Origin of the sequence: Streptomyces sp. NBC_01635 (assembly GCF_045209715.1) — a bacterium.
Classification (GTDB): Bacteria; Actinomycetota; Actinomycetes; order Streptomycetales; family Streptomycetaceae; genus Streptomyces; species Streptomyces hirsutus.
Map to the genome: position 1 here is coordinate 2,504,945 of NZ_CP109277.1, position 16,764 is coordinate 2,521,708.

The 16,764-nt window shown below is 70.0% G+C and carries 14 protein-coding genes, 1 pseudogene and 1 riboswitch; of the genes and pseudogenes, 4 read left to right on the plus strand and 11 right to left on the minus strand.

Features of this window, described 5'->3' with window-relative positions; translation table 11 throughout:
* Positions 1-2 precede the first annotated feature (2 nt).
* Positions 3-652 (plus strand): annotated as a pseudogene (locus tag OHB56_RS11855) (glycerate kinase); the annotation flags it as partial.
* On the opposite strand, the gene OHB56_RS11860 reads toward OHB56_RS11855, so the two are convergent.
* The 6 genes from OHB56_RS11860 to OHB56_RS11885 form a co-directional block, all read right to left on the minus strand.
* Positions 607-2,004 carry an aminotransferase class V-fold PLP-dependent enzyme gene (locus OHB56_RS11860; protein ID WP_406353105.1) on the minus strand — a complete coding sequence of 466 codons (1,398 nt, stop codon included), beginning with the start codon at positions 2,002-2,004 and terminating at the stop codon, positions 607-609. The pseudogene OHB56_RS11855 and the gene OHB56_RS11860 overlap by 46 nt on opposite strands.
* Before the next feature lie 205 nt (positions 2,005-2,209).
* A riboswitch (SAM riboswitch) is annotated at positions 2,210-2,326 on the minus strand.
* Positions 2,327-2,432: 106 nt separating this feature from the next.
* The gene (gene trpD, locus OHB56_RS11865) at positions 2,433-3,497 is read right to left on the minus strand and encodes an anthranilate phosphoribosyltransferase (RefSeq protein ID WP_406353107.1); all 1,065 of its coding nucleotides are present in this window, start codon (positions 3,495-3,497) and stop codon (positions 2,433-2,435) included.
* A 172-nt stretch (positions 3,498-3,669) separates the two neighbouring features.
* Positions 3,670-5,331, minus strand: a complete 1,662-nt coding sequence (locus OHB56_RS11870) for a cytochrome bc complex cytochrome b subunit (protein WP_406353109.1) — start codon at positions 5,329-5,331, stop codon at positions 3,670-3,672.
* The gene (locus tag OHB56_RS11875; RefSeq protein ID WP_406353111.1) at positions 5,328-6,386 is read right to left on the minus strand and encodes a Rieske 2Fe-2S domain-containing protein; all 1,059 of its coding nucleotides are present in this window, start codon (positions 6,384-6,386) and stop codon (positions 5,328-5,330) included. The genes OHB56_RS11870 and OHB56_RS11875 overlap by 4 nt, the downstream gene beginning before the upstream one ends.
* Entirely contained in the window at positions 6,383-7,195 is an 813-nt protein-coding gene (locus tag OHB56_RS11880) for a c-type cytochrome (RefSeq protein ID WP_406353112.1), read from the minus strand. The genes OHB56_RS11875 and OHB56_RS11880 overlap by 4 nt, the downstream gene beginning before the upstream one ends.
* A 79-nt stretch (positions 7,196-7,274) precedes the next feature.
* On the minus strand, positions 7,275-7,886 hold the full coding sequence (locus OHB56_RS11885) for a heme-copper oxidase subunit III (RefSeq protein ID WP_326752238.1): 612 nt from the start codon (positions 7,884-7,886) through the stop codon (positions 7,275-7,277).
* 200 nt (positions 7,887-8,086) lie between these two features.
* On the opposite strand from OHB56_RS11885, the gene OHB56_RS11890 reads away from it, so the two are divergent.
* Positions 8,087-8,488: a hypothetical protein gene (locus OHB56_RS11890; RefSeq protein WP_055595307.1), complete on the plus strand. Its 402-nt coding sequence runs from the start codon at positions 8,087-8,089 to the stop codon at positions 8,486-8,488.
* 276 nt (positions 8,489-8,764) lie between these two features.
* Here OHB56_RS11890 and OHB56_RS11895 read toward each other — a convergent pair whose 3' ends face one another.
* The 4 genes from OHB56_RS11895 to coxB form a co-directional block, all read right to left on the minus strand.
* The gene (locus tag OHB56_RS11895) at positions 8,765-10,039 is read right to left on the minus strand and encodes an Ig-like domain-containing protein (RefSeq protein WP_406353115.1); all 1,275 of its coding nucleotides are present in this window, start codon (positions 10,037-10,039) and stop codon (positions 8,765-8,767) included.
* 134 nt (positions 10,040-10,173) lie between these two features.
* Entirely contained in the window at positions 10,174-10,572 is a 399-nt protein-coding gene (locus tag OHB56_RS11900; protein WP_406353116.1) for a cytochrome c oxidase subunit 4, read from the minus strand.
* A complete protein-coding gene (ctaD, locus tag OHB56_RS11905) occupies positions 10,569-12,305 on the minus strand; it encodes a cytochrome c oxidase subunit I (RefSeq protein WP_326752242.1) in 1,737 nt (578 codons plus the stop codon). The genes OHB56_RS11900 and ctaD overlap by 4 nt, the downstream gene beginning before the upstream one ends.
* Positions 12,302-13,261, minus strand: coding sequence for a cytochrome c oxidase subunit II (coxB, locus tag OHB56_RS11910; protein ID WP_326752243.1), 960 nt, complete (start codon positions 13,259-13,261; stop codon positions 12,302-12,304). The genes ctaD and coxB overlap by 4 nt, the downstream gene beginning before the upstream one ends.
* Positions 13,262-13,594: 333 nt before the next feature.
* On the opposite strand from coxB, the gene OHB56_RS11915 reads away from it, so the two are divergent.
* On the plus strand, positions 13,595-15,010 hold the full coding sequence (locus OHB56_RS11915) for an aminotransferase class V-fold PLP-dependent enzyme (RefSeq protein WP_326752244.1): 1,416 nt from the start codon (positions 13,595-13,597) through the stop codon (positions 15,008-15,010).
* A 93-nt stretch (positions 15,011-15,103) separates the two neighbouring features.
* Here the strand turns inward: OHB56_RS11915 and OHB56_RS11920 are convergent, their stop codons facing one another.
* A complete protein-coding gene (locus OHB56_RS11920) occupies positions 15,104-16,078 on the minus strand; it encodes a carbohydrate kinase family protein (protein WP_326752245.1) in 975 nt (324 codons plus the stop codon).
* Positions 16,079-16,209: 131 nt separating this feature from the next.
* Between OHB56_RS11920 and OHB56_RS11925 the strand changes: the two genes are divergently transcribed.
* Positions 16,210-16,419, plus strand: a complete 210-nt coding sequence (locus OHB56_RS11925) for a hypothetical protein (protein WP_326752246.1) — start codon at positions 16,210-16,212, stop codon at positions 16,417-16,419.
* Positions 16,420-16,764 lie beyond the last annotated feature (345 nt).

Consider the following 16,764-nt stretch of genomic DNA (forward strand, 5'->3'; position numbering starts at 1 on the left):
CCGCCCGGCTCCTCGACGCGGACGACGCCGAACTCGACGAGGGCGGACGGGGCCTGACCCGGATCGACCCGGTCGGCCTCGATCACGGCTGCCCGAGGTCGAACTCCTCGTCGCCCGCACCGATCTGCGCCCGGCCCCCGGGACGGGCGCCTCGGGCGGTCCGGGCGCTGGTCTCGCGGCGTTCGGCGCCCGTCTGCTGCCCCGCTTCGACGTCCTGCTCGGCCATCTCGACCTGGGCGCCCGGCCGGCCCGCGCCGACCCGGTCGTCACCGCCGAGGGGGCCTTGGACCACCGGACACCGCGCGGGAAGGTCCCGGCGGAGGCGGCCCGCCGCGCCAAGCCGTCCGGGCGGCCGGTGCTCGCCCTGGCCGGGACGCCCGGCGAGGGCGCGCACGCCGTGCCGGGCGTGGACGCCTTCCACGGCATCCTCCCCGCCCCGATGCCCCTCGCCGAGGCCCTGACCCGCGGTGCCGGACTCCTCACCGAAGCCGCGGAACGCGCCTTGCGCATGATCGTCCTGGGCGCTCGCCTGCACTCCCCCGCCGTCCCCGCCGTCCCGCGGGCGATGCCCGGCAGGACGCACGTACCGGGGCAGGCGACCGGGGCTCAGGCGGAGGTGTCCGGCACGCAGCGGCCGTCGACCGTCCGGTAGCTCCAGCGGGCGCCACCGCGCACGAGCTCCCGGACGGCGCGGACGAAGCGCTCCACGTGTTCGTCCGGCGTGCCCGCGCCGAAGCTGACACGGATCGCGTCGAGGGCCGGCCCGCCGGGCGCCGCCCCGGGGGCGCCGCACTCGCCCCCGTCCCGCGGATCGCCGCCGAGCAGGGCGCGCAGCAGCGGGTGGGCGCAGAACAGTCCGTCCCGTACGCCGATGCCGTACTCGGCGGAGAGGGCCGCGGCGAAGTGGGAGCCGTTCCAGCCGTCGACGACGAAGGAGAGCACGCCGACGCGCGGTGCGTCGTCCCCGAACAGGGACAGGAACCGCACCTCGGGCACGTCCGCGAGCCCGTCCCGCACGGTGCGGATCAGCCGCTCCTCGTGAGCGGCCAGCGTCCCGAACCCGGCCTCGGCGAGTGCCGTGCAGGCCGAGGCGAGCGCGTAGGCGCCGATGACGTTGGGCGAACCGGCCTCGTGGCGGGCGGCGCTGTCGTGCCACTGGACGTCCACTCCCCCGTCCTCGCGCCGGGCGACCTTGCGGCTGGCGCCGCCCCCCGCGAGGTAGGGCTCGGCCTCCCGCAGCCAGTCGGCGCGGCCGGCCAGGACGCCGGCGCCGAACGGGGCGTACAGCTTGTGCCCGGAGAAGGCGACCCAGTCGACATCCAGCTCGCGCAGGCTCACCGCGTGGTGCGGGGCGAGCTGGGCGGCGTCCAGGACGATCCGGGCACCGTGCGCGTGGGCGGCGGCGGCCAGCTCGCGCACGGGCCACAGCTCGCCGGTGACGTTGGAGGCGCCGGTCACGCAGACCAGGGCGGGGCCGTGGGGGTCGCGGGCGGCGAGAGCGTGTTCCAGGGCCCGTACGGCCTGCTCCGGGCTGTCCGGGGCGTCGAGGAAGGTGACACGGGCGCCGCGCCAGGGCAGCAGGGCGGCGTGGTGCTCGGTCTCGAAGACGAAGACCTGGCAGTCGTCCGGGAGGGCGGCGGCGAGCAGGTTGAGCGAGTCGGTGGTGGACCGGGTGAAGACCACCTGGTCCCCGTCCCGGCAGTCGAGGAACCCGGCGACGGTCCGGCGGGCGTTCTCGAACAGCTCGGTGGAGAGCTGGGAGAGGTGCCCGGCGCCGCGGTGGACGCTGCCGTAGTAAGGCGCGTACGCGGCCACGTCGTCCCAGACGCGCTGGAGCGCCGGGGCGCTGGCGGCGTAGTCGAGCGCGGCGTAGGCGACCTCCCCGCCGGTGACGAGCGGAACGGTGACATCCCGGCCGAGCACGGGCAGCGGGGCGCAGCCGGACGGGGCGACGACATCGGCGACGGGGACGGCGGAGACGGCGGCAAGAGTGGAAACGGACATGGCTGGACTCCCGTGGGGGCAGGCGGAATCACCACGCGAGCGCACACGGCTCGAGCGTGGGAGAAGGTGGGAAAGAATCCTGCGGGGGGCGGGGCTCTGCGGCCTCGAAGGGCCTGTCAGAAGCGCCCTAACGCATTCGCATGCTCAACGGAAGGCTCCCTCGAACGACCAGGACCCCTGGTGTCCCACTCGATCGAGTGCGAGGGATCCGCGCTTGCCGCGAGCCCTGCTGCTCACGGCCTGGTCCTCACCCGGGGCACCCCGCCACGGACGGAGGGTTGCCGGACAGCCGGCCGGGGCCTGATGGCTGTCGCTCATGACCTGGTCCCACATCCTGCCACACGGGCCCGCGGCACGCGCAAGGCGCGGTCCGGATCCTGGACGGACCGGACCGCGCCCTCACGCCTGCCGTACCGCTCGAACGCGGCTCACGCGTTGCTGGCCAGCACCCAGCGCTCCAGAACCCGCCGGGCGGCGCCCGAGTCGATCGATTCGGCGGCCTTGGCCATCCCTGCCCGGATCTGCTCCACCAGCGTCCCGGCGCCCGGTTCGAGCGCCACCAGCGCCGCCGCCGAGTTCAGCAGCACCGTGTCCCGCACCGGGCCGTGCTCGCCGTCCAGCACCCGCCGGGCGACCTCCGCGTTGTACGACGCGTCGGCGCCGCGCAGGGCCTCCAGCGGCACGGGCTCGATGCCGACGTCGCGCGGGTCGAAGCGCTCCTCGGTCACCTTTCCGTCCCGGACCACCCACACCGTCGAGGGGCCGGTGGTGGTCAACTCGTCGAGGCCGTCGTCACCGCGGAACACCAGCGAGGAGTGGCCGCGTCCGGCGAACACGCCGGCCATGATCGGAGCCATCCTCGGGTCGGCGACGCCGACGGCCTGGGCCCTGACCCGGGCGGGGTTGGCCAGCGGACCGAGGAAGTTGAACACCGTCCGGATGCCCAGCTGGCCTCGCGCGGCCGCCACGTGGCGCAGCGCCGGGTGGAACTTCACCGCGAAGCAGAAGGTGATCCCGGCCTCCTCGGCGACCTCGGCGACCCGCTGCGGGGTCAGCTCCAGGTTGACGCCGAGTTTCTCCAGGACGTCGGAGGCGCCGGACGCGGAGGAGGCGGCCCGGTTGCCGTGCTTGACGACCTTCGCCCCGGTGCCGGCGATGACGACGGAGGACATCGTGGAGATGTTCACCGTCCTGGCGCCGTCGCCGCCGGTGCCGACGATGTCGACGGTCTTCCCGGGCACCTCGATGCCGATGGCGTGGTCGTACATTGCCCGGACGCAGCCGGTGATCTCCTCGACGGTCTCGCCCTTGGCCCGCAGGGACACGGCGAACCCGGCGATCTGCGCGTCGGTGGCCTCACCGCGCATGATCAGGTCCATCGCCCAGGCGGTGTCGTCGGCGGACAGGTCGTGGCCGTCGAGCAGGCCGTTCAGCAGGGCGGGCCAGGAGCGGCCCGCCGCGGTGTTGCCTCCTGCGGGGGTCACAGCGCTCATCAGCCGCTCCTGGGTCCTCGACGTCTTCGGCAGACGGATGGGTAGGGGTTTCGTCCCCACCCTATCGATCCCGGGGCACGACGAAGGGCCCCCGTCCGGTCCTCGGACGGGGGCCCTTCGCAGTCGTGTGGCGACTCGGTTGCCTTGGAAGGCGGTTGAGGCGGTGCGGGGATCAGTGGTGGCCGTGGCCGCTCGTGATCTCCTTGTACTCCTCGACGGTCGGCTTCGGAATCTGGGATTCCTCGCCGTAGTAGCCCTTGCTGAGCTTGACGCGCAGCTTCTCGAGCGGATTCACCTTGCGCTCGACACCGTTCTCGTCGACCAGCGGGCCGATCTCGACCGGCGCGTACTGGTGATGCGTCGTGAGGGTGTGCAGCTGCTCCTGGCTGAGCGGCTCGTGGACCTCGATGAACTCACCGTGCGGCAGGCGCTTGATGATGCCCGACTCGCGGCCGTGCAGCACCTTGTCCTTGTCCCGGCGCTGGAGGCCGAGGCAGATCCGCTTGGTGACGATGAACGCCACCACGGGCCCGACGAAGAACCCGATGCGGATGAACCAGGTGATCGCGTTGATCGACAGGTTGAAGTGGGTGGCCCACAGGTCGTTGCCACCGCCGACGAGGAGCAGGAAGTACAGGGTGATCCAGGCGACACCGAAGGCGGTGCGCGTCGGGGCGTTGCGCGGGCGGTCCAGGATGTGGTGCTCGCGCTTGTCCCCGGTGATCCAGGACTCGATGAACGGGTAGAGGGCGATGGCCCCCAGGACCAGCCCGAAGATCATCAGCGGGATGAACACACCCAGGACGAGCGTGTGGCCCCAGAAGTTGATCTCCCAGCCCGGCATCACACGGATCAGGCCCTCGGAGAAGCCCATGTACCAGTCGGGCTGGGCTCCGGTGGAGACCATGTCCGGCCGGTAGGGGCCGATGTTCCAGATCGGGTTGATCGACGCGACCGCCGAGACGACGCACAGCACGCCGAAGACCAGGAAGAAGAAGCCTCCGGCTTTCGCCATGTACACCGGCAGCAGCGGCATGCCCACGACGTTCTTGTTGGTCTTGCCGGGGCCCGCGAACTGCGTGTGCTTGTGGTAGAAGACCAGGATCAGGTGCGCCACCACGAGGCCGAGCATGATGCCCGGCAGCAGCAGGATGTGGATCGAGTAGAACCGGGCGATGAAGTCGTCCCCCGGGAACTCCCCGCCGAAGATGAACATCGAGAGGTACGTGCCGACGATCGGAATCGACAGGACCGCGCCCTGCGTGAAGCGGATACCGGTACCGGAGAGCAGGTCGTCCGGGAGCGAGTAGCCGGTGAACCCGGTGAACATGCCCAGGACGAGCAGCAGGAAGCCGAACAGCCAGTTGACCTCACGCGGCTTGCGGAACGCGCCGGTGAAGAACACGCGCATCATGTGCACGAACATGCCGGCCACGAAGATCAGCGCGGCCCAGTGGTGGAGCTGCCGGATCAGCAGACCACCGCGGACGTCGAAGCTGATGTCCAGCGTCGACTTGTACGCCTCACTCATCAGCTGTCCCTGCATCGGGACGTAGCTGCCGTGGTACACCACCTCGTTCATCGACGGGTGGAAGAACAGCGTCAGGTACACACCCGTGAGGATGATGATGATGAAGCTGTAGAGGCAGATCTCACCCAGCATGAACGACCAGTGGTCGGGGAAGATCTTGCGCATGTTGGCCTTGGCCAGGGAGTAGATCCCCAGCCGGCCGTCGGCCCAGTCCGCGACGCGTTCGCCGGCTGGGGCCTTCCCGCGGGAGCGGCCCGGCCCGTCGGCGCCGGACGGATTCGTGGTGCTGTTCGTGGTACTCATCCGCGCTCCCAGAAGGACGGACCGACGGGCTCTTCGAAGTCGCCGAGCGCTTCGAGGTAGCCCTCGTCGTTCACACCGATACGCAGCTGCGGCAGGGCGTGACCGGCGGGACCGAAGATGACCCGGGCCCCGTCGGAGAGGTCGAAGGTGGACTGGTGACAGGGGCACAGCGCGTGGTGCGTCTGCTGCTCGTACAGGGAGATCGGGCAACCGACGTGGGTGCAGATCTTCGAGTACGCGACGATGCCCTCGTGCGACCACTCGAGCTCGCGCTTGTCCTTGATGTTTTCCGGCTGGATACGGACGATCATCAGGGCGGCCTTGGCGATCTCGTTCATGAACCCGTGCTCGTGCGGGTCCAGGCCCTCGGGCTGGGCAAAGGTCAGCGAGCCCACGATGATGTCGGACGGCCTCATGGGCTCGTTCGTGTTCATGTTAACGAGCAGCTTGCCCTTTTTCCACGCCGTGTGGCGGAGCTTGGTCTCGGGCAGCGGACCGAGGTCGCGCAGCAGGACCACGCCGGAGAGCGGGACCAGGGCCAGCGCGCCGAACATCGTGTTGCGGATCAGCTTGCGCCGTCCGATCACGGATTCCTTCGCGCCCTGGCGGAAGTCCTCCATGACCTTCTCACGGACCTCCGGCGGCGCGGCGATCGGGTGCCGCTCGTCGGCGGTCTCCTGGTCCGACATCAGCGTGCGGCCCCAGTGGACCGCGCCGGCGCCGATGGCGAACAGGGCGATGCCGAGGGTCATACCGAGCGCGAAGTTCAGCGCGTTGATGTGACCGATCGGGAAGATGTAGACGGACTGGTCGACCGGGATCGTCACGAACGACGCGATGAAGCCGACGGTGGCCAGCATCGACAGCGTGAACAGCAGGGCGACCGTACGCTCGGACCGCTTGGCGGCCCGCTCGTCGACGTCCTGGACCCGCGGCTCGTGGGGCGGCAGCCCCGGGTCGGCGAACGGGTTCTTCTCGTCCGCGACACGCACCGCGCCGTGCGCGGTGTCCTGCCCTGCGGGCAGCTTCTCTTCGGGAGTCTCTTGGGTACTCATGACTTCCTGGCCTTTGCGGTGCGAGCGGCGACCCAGACGGCGACCGCGATCATCCCGCCGAGTCCGAAGATCCAGGCGAACAGACCCTCGGAGACCGGGCCGAGCCCGCCCAGCGACAGGCCGCCGGGGCTCACGGTCTCATCGCCGTTCACCGTCTGCACGTAGGCGATGATGTCCTTCTTGTTCTGCTCCGACAGCGAACCGTCGGGGAAGGAAGGCATGTTCTGCGGGCCGGTCAGCATGGCCTGGTAGATCTGCTTGGCGTCCACGCCCTCGAGGTCCGGGGCGTACTTGCCGTGCGTGAGCGCGCCGCCCTTGCCCGTGAAGTTGTGACACTGCGCGCAGTTGTTGCGGAACAGCTGACCACCCTGGGCGATGTCGGCGCCCTCGGGGCCGTACTGCTCGGCGGTGGGAACGGCCGGGCCGGCGCCCAGGGAGGCGATGTACGCCGCCATCTGGTCGATCTCGGCCTGGGTGTAGACGGCCTTCTTCTTCGGAAGCTGCGCGGCCTGCGAGGTGGCGGCCGGCATACGGCCGGTGGCCACCTGGAAGTCGACGGCCGCTGCGCCCACGCCCACGAGGCTCGGACCGTCGGTGGTGCCCTGCCCACCGGTGCCGTGGCAGCTGGCACAGCCGACTGCGTAGAGCTTCTTGCCCTCCTCGATGGTGAGGGATTGGGCGGTTTCGTCGGCTTGTGCCTTGCTCGCGGGTGCGAACACGGCGTACAGCCCCCCGGTGCATGCCAGCGCGAGGAGCAGGACGACGAGCGCCGCCAACGGGTGGCGTCGTCGTGCGGAGAGCTTTTTCACGGATTACCCCGGTGTCAGGATCTTCTGCGTCGATGCTTCTGGTAGGTGCGCTTCTTCGAGCGCGCGGATTCGGGTCCGCCTACTTGATCATGTAGATCGTGGCGAAGAGGCCGATCCAGACGACATCGACGAAATGCCAGTAGTAGGACACGACGATGGCCGCCGTCGCCTGGTCATGGGTGAATCTCCGAGCCGCGTAGGTCCGGCCCAGGACGAACAGGAAGGCGAAGAGACCGCCCAGCACGTGCAGGCCGTGGAAGCCGGTGGTCAGGTAGAAGACCGACCCGTAGGGGTCGGAGGAGATGGACAGGCCGTAGTGCTTGACCAACTCGGTGTATTCGAGAACCTGACCGCCGATGAAGACGGAGCCCATGATGAACGTGACGATGAACCACGTCCGGAGCTTCTTCACGTCCCCGCGCTCGGCGGCGAAGACGCCGAGCTGGCAGGTGAGTGAGGAGAGCACCAGGACCGTGGTGTTCGTCAACGAGAACGGGAAGTTCAGCGTGTCGGCCTTCTCCGACCAGAAGTCGGGTCCGGTCACCGATCGCAGGGTGAAGTACATCGCGAAGAGGGCCGCGAAGAACATCAGCTCGGAACTCAGCCAGATGATGGTTCCGACGCTGGTGAGGTTCGGTCGATTGACCGACGGGAGCGCGCGCCCGGTATCTACTGTCGTTGCTGTCGCCACGCCGACATTATGTCGGTCGCTTATCCCGCCCTCACCCCGGGGGGTGCTGTTCGGTGTGTTCGCCCGTCGTGTACTGCCCGGATGGCCCATCGAAGCGGTGTCCGAACCAGTGTTGACACGCTGCCGGAAGGGGTAGCATCCGCGCCATCGGCACCACTGGTGCCGGACGATGCCGTGCCCCTCGGAAGCGTGGAGGAACAATGCAGGCGACCGCCACGGTGCTGGTCTACAGCGACAACGCAGGCACCCGGGAGCAGGTGCGGCTCGCCACCGGCCGGCGGCCGGCCCCTGATGTGCCCGTCGTGGAGTTCGTGGAGTGCGCGACCCTCCCGGCCGTCCTCAAGGAACTGGAGCGGGGCGGGATCGACGTCTGCGTCCTGGACGGCGAGTCGTCGCCGGTGGGCGGCATGGGCGTGTGCCGGCAGATCAAGGACGAGATCTTCCAGTGCCCGCCGGTGCTGCTGCTCATCGGCCGGCCCCAGGACGCCTGGCTGGCCACCTGGAGCCGTGCGGAGGCCGCTGTGACGCTGCCGGTGGAGCCGGTGGAGTTCGCCTCGGCCCTGGCCTCCCTGCTGCGCCGGAAGCACGCCCTGAGCGTCTAGGGCCCGTCCGGCGGCTCAGGCCTCAGACGCGGGGGCCGGCACGCACAGCTGCCGCGTTGTCGTCGCTCGCCGACTCCCCCGAGCTCTCGGCTCCTCCCCCACTCTCGGCTTCGCTCGAGCGGGGGCACCCCCATGAGCAGGGGGGCACCCATCGCGTCGACTCCCTCCGCCGCCGTGCGGCTGCACGCACCAGACCCCGCTCACCCCGGCTCGAAAGATGCCGCCGGCCGCCTCCGACTCGATCCGCCGGACGGACCCCAGGGCCCGTCCGGCGGCTCAGGCCGGCTGGGGGCGCAGGCGGGCCTTCTCCTCGGGGGCGGGACCGGACCCGGCGCCGCCCACCAGGGCGCTGCCCTCGCGCCATTGGGCCCAGCTGAGGTTCCAGTCGCCGAAGCCGTTACCGAAGGGCTCCATGGTCGTGCCGCCGGAGTTGACGACCTCGACCAGGTCGCCCTGGTGGAACGTGTCGAAGAACCACTCGGCGTCGCCGGTGCTCATGCCGACGCAGCCGTGGCTGACGTTGTCGTAGCCCTGGGAGCCGACGGACCAGGGAGCGGCGTGCACGTACTCACCGCTCCAGGTCACCCTGGTGGCGAAGTGGACGGGCATGTCGTACGACTCGGAGGAGCCCTCGGCTATGCCTATGGTGGTGCTGAGCATACGTACGAGGCGTTCCTTGGCGAGGACGACCTTGACGCCGTTGCGGGTCTCGAAGCCGGGCTTGCCGGCGGTGACGGCGATCGTCCTGATCTCCTCGCCGCTCTTGTAGACCGTCAGCCGGTGCGCGGCGACGTCGGTGACGGCTATGACCTGGTCGCCGGTGCCGAGGGTCAGCGGTTCGGCCTTGCCGCCCGTCAGCCGGTCGCCGATCCTGACGCCCTCCAGGGTGCTGCGCATCCTGACGGTGGCGTTCTCGGGCCAGTACCCCTTCGGACGGAAGTGGAGTTTCCTGTCGTCCACCCAGTGCCAGGAGCCGACCACCGCGGGCGTGGAGGACACCTTCAGTCCGCGCTCCACGACGGCGCGCTGGGCGGGGTCCTTGATGGGCGCGGTCAGTTCGGCGGTGAGCGGCTGGCCGACGCCGTAGGTGCCCTTTCCGGGGCCGAAGGTGACGCCGAGGCTCTTGGCGCCGCTGTTCCTGGGGGCGGTGGGCTTGCCCGTGGTGAAGGTGAGGACCTTGCGGCCCGGTGCCCCGTCCTCGTCCTCGGTGCTGACCCGGACCGTGTAGTCGGTGTCGGCGGCGAGCGGGGAGGTGCTGTGCCAGCGGCTGCCGTCGGCGGCGAGTTCGCCCCCCACGTGGCGGCCCGCGGCGTCCACCGTCGTGACGTCGGTGATGCGCCCGTCGGAGTCCTCGGCGACGATCTCCAGGGGCGTGTCCGGGTCGGCCTTCTTCCCTTCGGAGGGCCCGTTGAAGCTGATCCGGTCCGCTGCGTCGTAGGGCTCGGCGGACAGTGGGTTCCCGCCGGAGGAGCAGCCGGTGGAGCCCGCGCCGAGGGCGATCACCAGCAGCGTGCAGCCGACGACGGTGCGGTTTCGGGGAGCGCGTCTCATGGGCTCACGCTAGGGAGTCTCGTCAACTGAGGCACGCCGGAAAACTCGAACGAGTGACGCTTATTGCGGCCGAATACGACGCGGGGCCCGGACGCTCCTGGGGGAGTGTCCGGGCCCTGCGCGGGTCGCTCGTCCTACTGGGTGCGGTTCTCACCGCGGTAGTACTCGAAGACCCAGCCCCAGATACTGAGCACGATCAGCGGTGCCGCGAAGTACATCAGCCACCAGCCGACGGCGACGGCCAGGAAGGCGACCGCGGCACCGAGGCCGAGACCGAGCGGCTGCCAGCTGTGCGGGCTGAAGAACCCGACCTCGCCGGCGTCGTCGGCGACGTCCGCCTCCTTGTTGTCCTGAGGACCCACGTCGACCCGCCGGGCGGTGAAGCCCAGGTAGAAGCCGATCATGATGCTCAGGCCGAAGGCCAGGAAGAGGGCCGTGGTGCCGGCCGGCTCCTTCGACCACACGCCGTAGACGACCGCCACGACGAGCAGGAAGGCGCTCAGCCAGACGAACATCTTGCCCTGGATCTTCACTTGCCGGCCTCCTTGCCGCCGGAGAGGACCTTCTCACCGTGACCGGTGTTCTCGAGCTGGTCGAGCGCGGCGATCTCCGGGTAGTGCAGATCGAACGCCGGGGATTCGCTGCGGATCCGCGGCAGGGTGAGGAAGTTGTGCCGCGGGGGCGGGCAGGAGGTGGCCCACTCCAGCGAACGGCCGTAGCCCCAGGGGTCGTCGACCTCGATCTTCTTGCCGTACTTGGCCGTCTTCCAGACGTTGTAGAAGAACGGCAGCATCGACATGCCGAGCAGGAACGAGGCGATGGTCGAGATGGTGTTCAGCGCGGTGAAGCCGTCGGCCGCCAGGTAGTCGGAGTAGCGGCGGGGCATGCCCTCGGCGCCCAGCCAGTGCTGGACCAGGAAGGTGCCGTGGAAGCCGGCGAACAGCGTCCAGAAGGTGATCTTCCCGAGCCGCTCGTCGAGCATCTTGCCGGTGAACTTCGGCCACCAGAAGTGGAAGCCGGCGAACATCGCGAAGACCACGGTGCCGAACACCACGTAGTGGAAGTGCGCCACCACGAAGTAGGAGTCGGTGACGTGGAAGTCCAGCGGCGGCGAGGCCAGGATGACGCCGGTCAGACCGCCGAAGAGGAAGGTCACCAGGAAGCCCGCCGACCAGAGCATCGGGGTCTCGAAGCTCAGCGACCCCTTCCACATGGTGCCCAGCCAGTTGAAGAACTTCACTCCGGTGGGGACCGCGATCAGGAAGGTCATGAAGGAGAAGAACGGCAGCAGCACACCGCCCGTGGCGTACATGTGGTGCGCCCACACCGTCACCGACAGGCCCGCGATCGCGATGGTCGCGCCGATCAGGCCCATGTAGCCGAAGATCGGCTTGCGGGAGAAGACCGGGATGATCTCGGAGACGATGCCGAAGAACGGCAGCGCGATGATGTAGACCTCGGGGTGACCGAAGAACCAGAACAGGTGCTGCCACAGCAGCGACCCGCCGTTGGCCGGGTCGAAGATGTGCCCGCCGAACTTCCGGTCGTACTCGAGCGCGAAGAGCGCCGCCGCGAGCACCGGGAAGGCGAGCAGGACCAGCACACCGGTCAGCAGCACGTTCCAGGTGAAGATCGGCATGCGGAACATCGTCATGCCGGGAGCGCGCATGCAGATGATCGTGGTGATGAAGTTGACCGCACCGAGGATGGTGCCGAAGCCGGAGAGGGCCAGGCCCATGATCCACATGTCCCCGCCGACACCCGGCGAGCGGATGACGTCCGTCAGCGGGGAGTAGGCGGTCCAGCCGAAGCTGGCCGCGCCGTCCGGGGTGAGGAAACCGCCCAGCGCGATCAGCGAGCCGAACGTGAACAGCCAGTAGGCGAACATGTTCAGCCGGGGGAAGGCGACGTCCGGTGCGCCGATCTGGAGCGGCATGATCCAGTTCGCGAAACCGGAGAACAAGGGCGTCGCGAACATCAGCAGCATGACCGTGCCGTGCATCGTGAACGCCTGGTTGAACTGCTCGTTCGACATGATCTGCAGACCCGGCCGGGCCAGCTCGGCGCGCATGACGAGCGCCATCACGCCACCGATGCAGAAGAACGCGAACGACGACGCCAGGTACATGGTGCCGATGGTCTTGTGGTCGGTGGTGGTAAGCCAGTTGACGACCACGTTGCCGGGCTGCTTGCGCCGGACCGGCTGCTCGCTCTCGTAGGAGTCCACAGCCGCTGCGGCACCCTGGGATTCATTGAGAATGCTCACAGGATGTTCGCCTCCCGGTTCTTCTCGTGGCTCGTCTGATCGATGCCGGCGGGAACGTAACCGGTCTGTCCCTTCTCCGCGAGCTCCTTGAGGTGCTGCTCGTAGCGCTCGGGGGAGACGACCTTCACGTTGAACAGCATCCGGGCGTGGTCCACGCCGCAGAGCTCGGCGCACTTGCCGAGGAAGGTGCCCTCACGGTTGGGGGTCACCTCGAAGGCGTTGGGGTGGCCCGGGATGACGTCCTGCTTCATCAGGAACGGCACCACCCAGAAGGAGTGGATGACGTCCCGCGAGGTCAGGACGAAGCGGACCCGCTTGCCCTCGGGCAGCCACAGGGTGGGGCCCGGGTTGTTGGTCTGCGGGTTCCGCGTCGAGGGGGTGCCGCAGTCGTTGACACCGCCGGCGTTGGCCGGGAACGCCTTCTTGTAGAGGTCCGGGACCGCCTCGAGTGCCTTGTCGGTCTTGGCGTCGCCGGTGGAACCCTCGACGTTCTCGATGTAGTTGAAGCACCAGCTCCACTGGAAACCGACGACGTTCACGGTGACGTCCGGCTTCGCATCGAGCTTCATCAGCTCGGACTCGTCCCGGGCCGTGAAGTAGAAGAAGACGGAAACGATGATGAGCGGAACCACGGTGTACAACGCCTCGATGGGCATGTTGTAGCGGGTCTGCGGAGGTACCTCGACCTTGGTGCGGCTGCGCCGGTGGAAGAAAGCACTCCACAGGATCAGGCCCCACACCAGCGCGCCGATGGCGAGCGCGGCGGCCCAGGACCCCTGCCACAGCGAGAGGATCAGCGGAGCCTCTTCCGTGGTGGGGGTGGGCATACCAAGGCGGGGGAAGTCCTCCCATGTGCAACCTGTGGCGGTTGCCAGGACCAGGCCCGCGGTCAGTGCCTGCAGCAGCTTCCGCCGCATCGGGCGCCGCGGCGAGCGGTCGGAGCCGTTGGGACTCACGTAGCGCCTTCCCGAGAGTCTCGCCCGCGCTGTACGGCTGCGGCCTGGCCTTCTCGCTGGTCGGTCGCCGCCCTGCGTCGGGCAGGGGTTTGGATGTTTATGCGGACCAAACCCTAGCCGACGCCTTCCGGGGGGTCGCGGGGAGGGGGTCATACGCGCCGCCCGTCACCCCGAAGGGGTCGGAAGGCACACCCAATGGTCAGGAGTGCGGCTTGTGTGGTGGCAACGGCCGGGCACGGCAGCCGCGAAGGGCTCGGGTCGCTCGCGCCCTCACCCCTCCCGGTTCCCCTCCCCTCGCCCTCCCCCGCCGGGCCCGCGGCTTACCGTTGCCGTATGGCCTACTTCGACGCCGCGTCCGCCGCCCCGCTCCATCCCGTCGGCCGTCAGGCCTTGTTGGCCGCACTGGACGAGGGGTGGGCCGATCCGGCGCGACTCTACCGGGAGGGCAGGAGGGCCCGGCTGCTGCTGGACGCGGCGCGCGAGGCGGCGGCGGAGGCGGTGGAATGCCGCCCGGACGAGCTGGTGTTCACCCCGTCCGGCACCCGGGCGGTGCATGCCGGGATCGAGGGTGCACTGGCCGGGCGGCGGCGCGTCGGGCGTCACCTGATCGTGTCTTCGGTCGAACACTCTTCTGTACTCCACACGGCCGAAGTCCACAAAGCCCTGGGCGGTTCGGTCACCGAGGTCGGGGTGGACCGCACGGGGGCCGTGGCTCCGGACGCCTTCGCCGGGTCGCTGCGGCCGGACACCGCGCTGGCCTGTCTCCAGTCGGCCAACCACGAGGTGGGGACGGTGCAGCCGGTGGCCGAGGTCGCCGAGGCCTGCCGGGCGGCGGGGGTGCCGCTGCTGGTGGACGCGGCCCAGTCGCTGGGCTGGGGGCCGGTGGCGGGCGACTGGTCGCTGCTCACGGCGAGCGCCCACAAGTGGGGCGGTCCGTCGGGCGTCGGACTGCTCGTGGTGCGCAAGGGGGTGCGGTTCGCTGCCCGGGGGCCGCTGGACGAACGGGAGTCGGGGCGGGCGGCCGGGTTCGAGAACATCCCGGCGGTGGTGGCCGCGGCGGCCTCGCTGCGGGCGGTGCGTGCCGAGGCGGCCGAGGAAGCGGTCCGACTGCGGGAACTGACGGAGCGGATCCGGACGCGGGTGCCCGTGCTGGTGCCGGACGTGGAGGTGACGGGCGATCCGGAGCGGCGGCTGCCGGGGATCGTCACCTTCTCCTGTCTCTATGTCGATGGGGAGACGGTGCTGCACGAGCTGGACGGCGCCGGCTTCTCCGTGTCGTCCGGTTCGTCGTGCACGAGCAGCACGCTCACCCCGAGCCATGTGCTGAGGGCGATGGGGGTGCTGAGCGAGGGCAACGTCCGCGTGTCGCTGCCGCCGGGGACGCCGGCCGAGGACGTCGAGCGGTTCCTGGCGGTCCTGCCGGGAGTGGTGGCGGGGGTGCGGGAGAAGCTGGGGGCGCCGGTGCCGGCCGGGGCTGTACGGGGCACGGAGCGAGGCGCCCAGGAGAGCGGCGCCCCGGCCGGGGACGCGCTGGTCGTGGACGCGCTGGGCCGGCGGTGCCCGGTCCCGGTGATCGAACTGGCCCGGGTGATCGGTGACGTGCCCGTGGGCGGCACGGTACGGGTCCTCGCGGACGACGAGGCGGCCCGGCTGGACATCCCGGCGTGGTGCGAGATGCGCGGGCAGGAGTACGTGGGTGAGGAGCCGGCGGACCGGGGCTCGGCCTATGTGGTCCGCCGGACCTCATGAACGGCGGGGGCCCGGGCCCGTAGGACCCAGGGGCCCCGGGGTCCGGTGGACCCGAGGACCCGGTGGCTCCCGGGTCCGTGAACCGCCGGTGTGTCAGAGCAGGTGCTTCTTCACCTCGGCCGCGGGCTCGTCGCCGTAGGCCTGGGCGAAGCGCTCCATGAAGTGGGCGCGGCGCAGCTGGTACTCCTGGGTGCCGACGGTCTCGATGACCAGGGTGGCGAGCATGCAGCCCACCTGCGCGGCACGCTCCAGCGAGACGCCCCAGGCCAGCCCGGACAGGAATCCGGCGCGGAAGGCGTCGCCCACCCCGGTCGGGTCCGCCTTGCGCTCCTCCTGGGCGCAGCCGACCTCGATCGGGTCCTCGCCGGCGCGCTCGATGCGCACGCCGCGGGAGCCGAGGGTGGTGACGCGGTGGCCGACCTTGCCGAGGATCTCGGCGTCGGTCCAGCCGGTCTTGCTCTCGATGAGCCCCTTCTCGTACTCGTTGGAGAAGAGGTAGGTCGCCCCGTCCAGCAGTATCCGGATCTCCTCCCCGTTCATCCGGGCGATCTGCTGGGAGAAGTCGGCGGCGAACGGAATGTTCCGGGTGCGGCACTCCTCGGTGTGCCGGAGCATGCCCTCCGGGTCGTCGGCGCCGATGAGGACCAGGTCGAGGCCGCCCACCCGGTCGGCGACGGTCTTCAGCTCGATCAGCCGGGCCTCGCTCATCGCGCCCGTGTAGAAGGAGCCGATCTGGTTGTGGTCGGCGTCCGTGGTGCACACGAAGCGGGCGGTGTGCAGCGTCTCCGAGATGCGGACGGACGCGGTGTCGACGCCGTGCCGGTCCAGCCAGGCCCGGTACTCGTCGAAGTCGGAGCCCGCGGCGCCGACGAGGACCGGCCGGGTGCCGAGCTGCCCCATGCCGAAGGCGATGTTCGCGCCCACGCCGCCCCGGCGCACGTCGAGCTTGTCGACCAGGAAGGACAGCGAGACCGTGTGCAACTGGTCCGCGACGAGCTGGTCGGAGAAGCGCCCGGGGAACGTCATGAGGTGGTCGGTGGCGATGGAGCCGGTGACTGCGATGCGCACGGCGTGGACTCTCCTGAGGGAGGGGGGATTGACGGTCCACGCTATCTGGTGGGGGCCGCCCGATGAAGCCCACCAAAACTACCCGATAGTAGATCTTTCTTCGTGACCTGCGGCATGCATACGGTGCCGATATGACGAACCTCAAGGTCCACGCCCCCACTCAGGCCGACCTCGAAGGCGACCTCGCGTCGCTGCGCGGCGACTGCGCCCGGATGGCTCCCCGCTGGACGACACCGGACCGGGGTGCCGCCCGCCCGGTCTCCCCGTCCCTGATCCACGGCGTGTCCGTCCCCTCCTCCTCGGCCCGTCTGCTGGACGGTATGTCGGAATACGGCGACTGAGCCGAGCTCTTCTGCGGCCGGACGGGCGCTCGGGGAACCGTGCGCTCCTCCGTTGCGTCCCATCGCTGTCCCCCGTAAAGGGGATGCGGGATACGACCCGTCAGCAGTCCCGGTACGACCGGGCAGGGTCTTCAGGGACAGCTGTGCAGCCGAAGGAGCGATGCGGTGAACACCGAGCGACCCGACAACGACGACGCCGGGGCAGAGGCCCCCGGCAGCGCGCGCGACACCGGGGGCGCTTCGGCCGACGGCGTGGGGAGCGGCGCCCCGCGGGGCGGGCCCCGGGACGACGCCGCCACGCCCGGCCCGGCACCGGAAGCACCCGCCCCGGAGACCGGCGGCGCC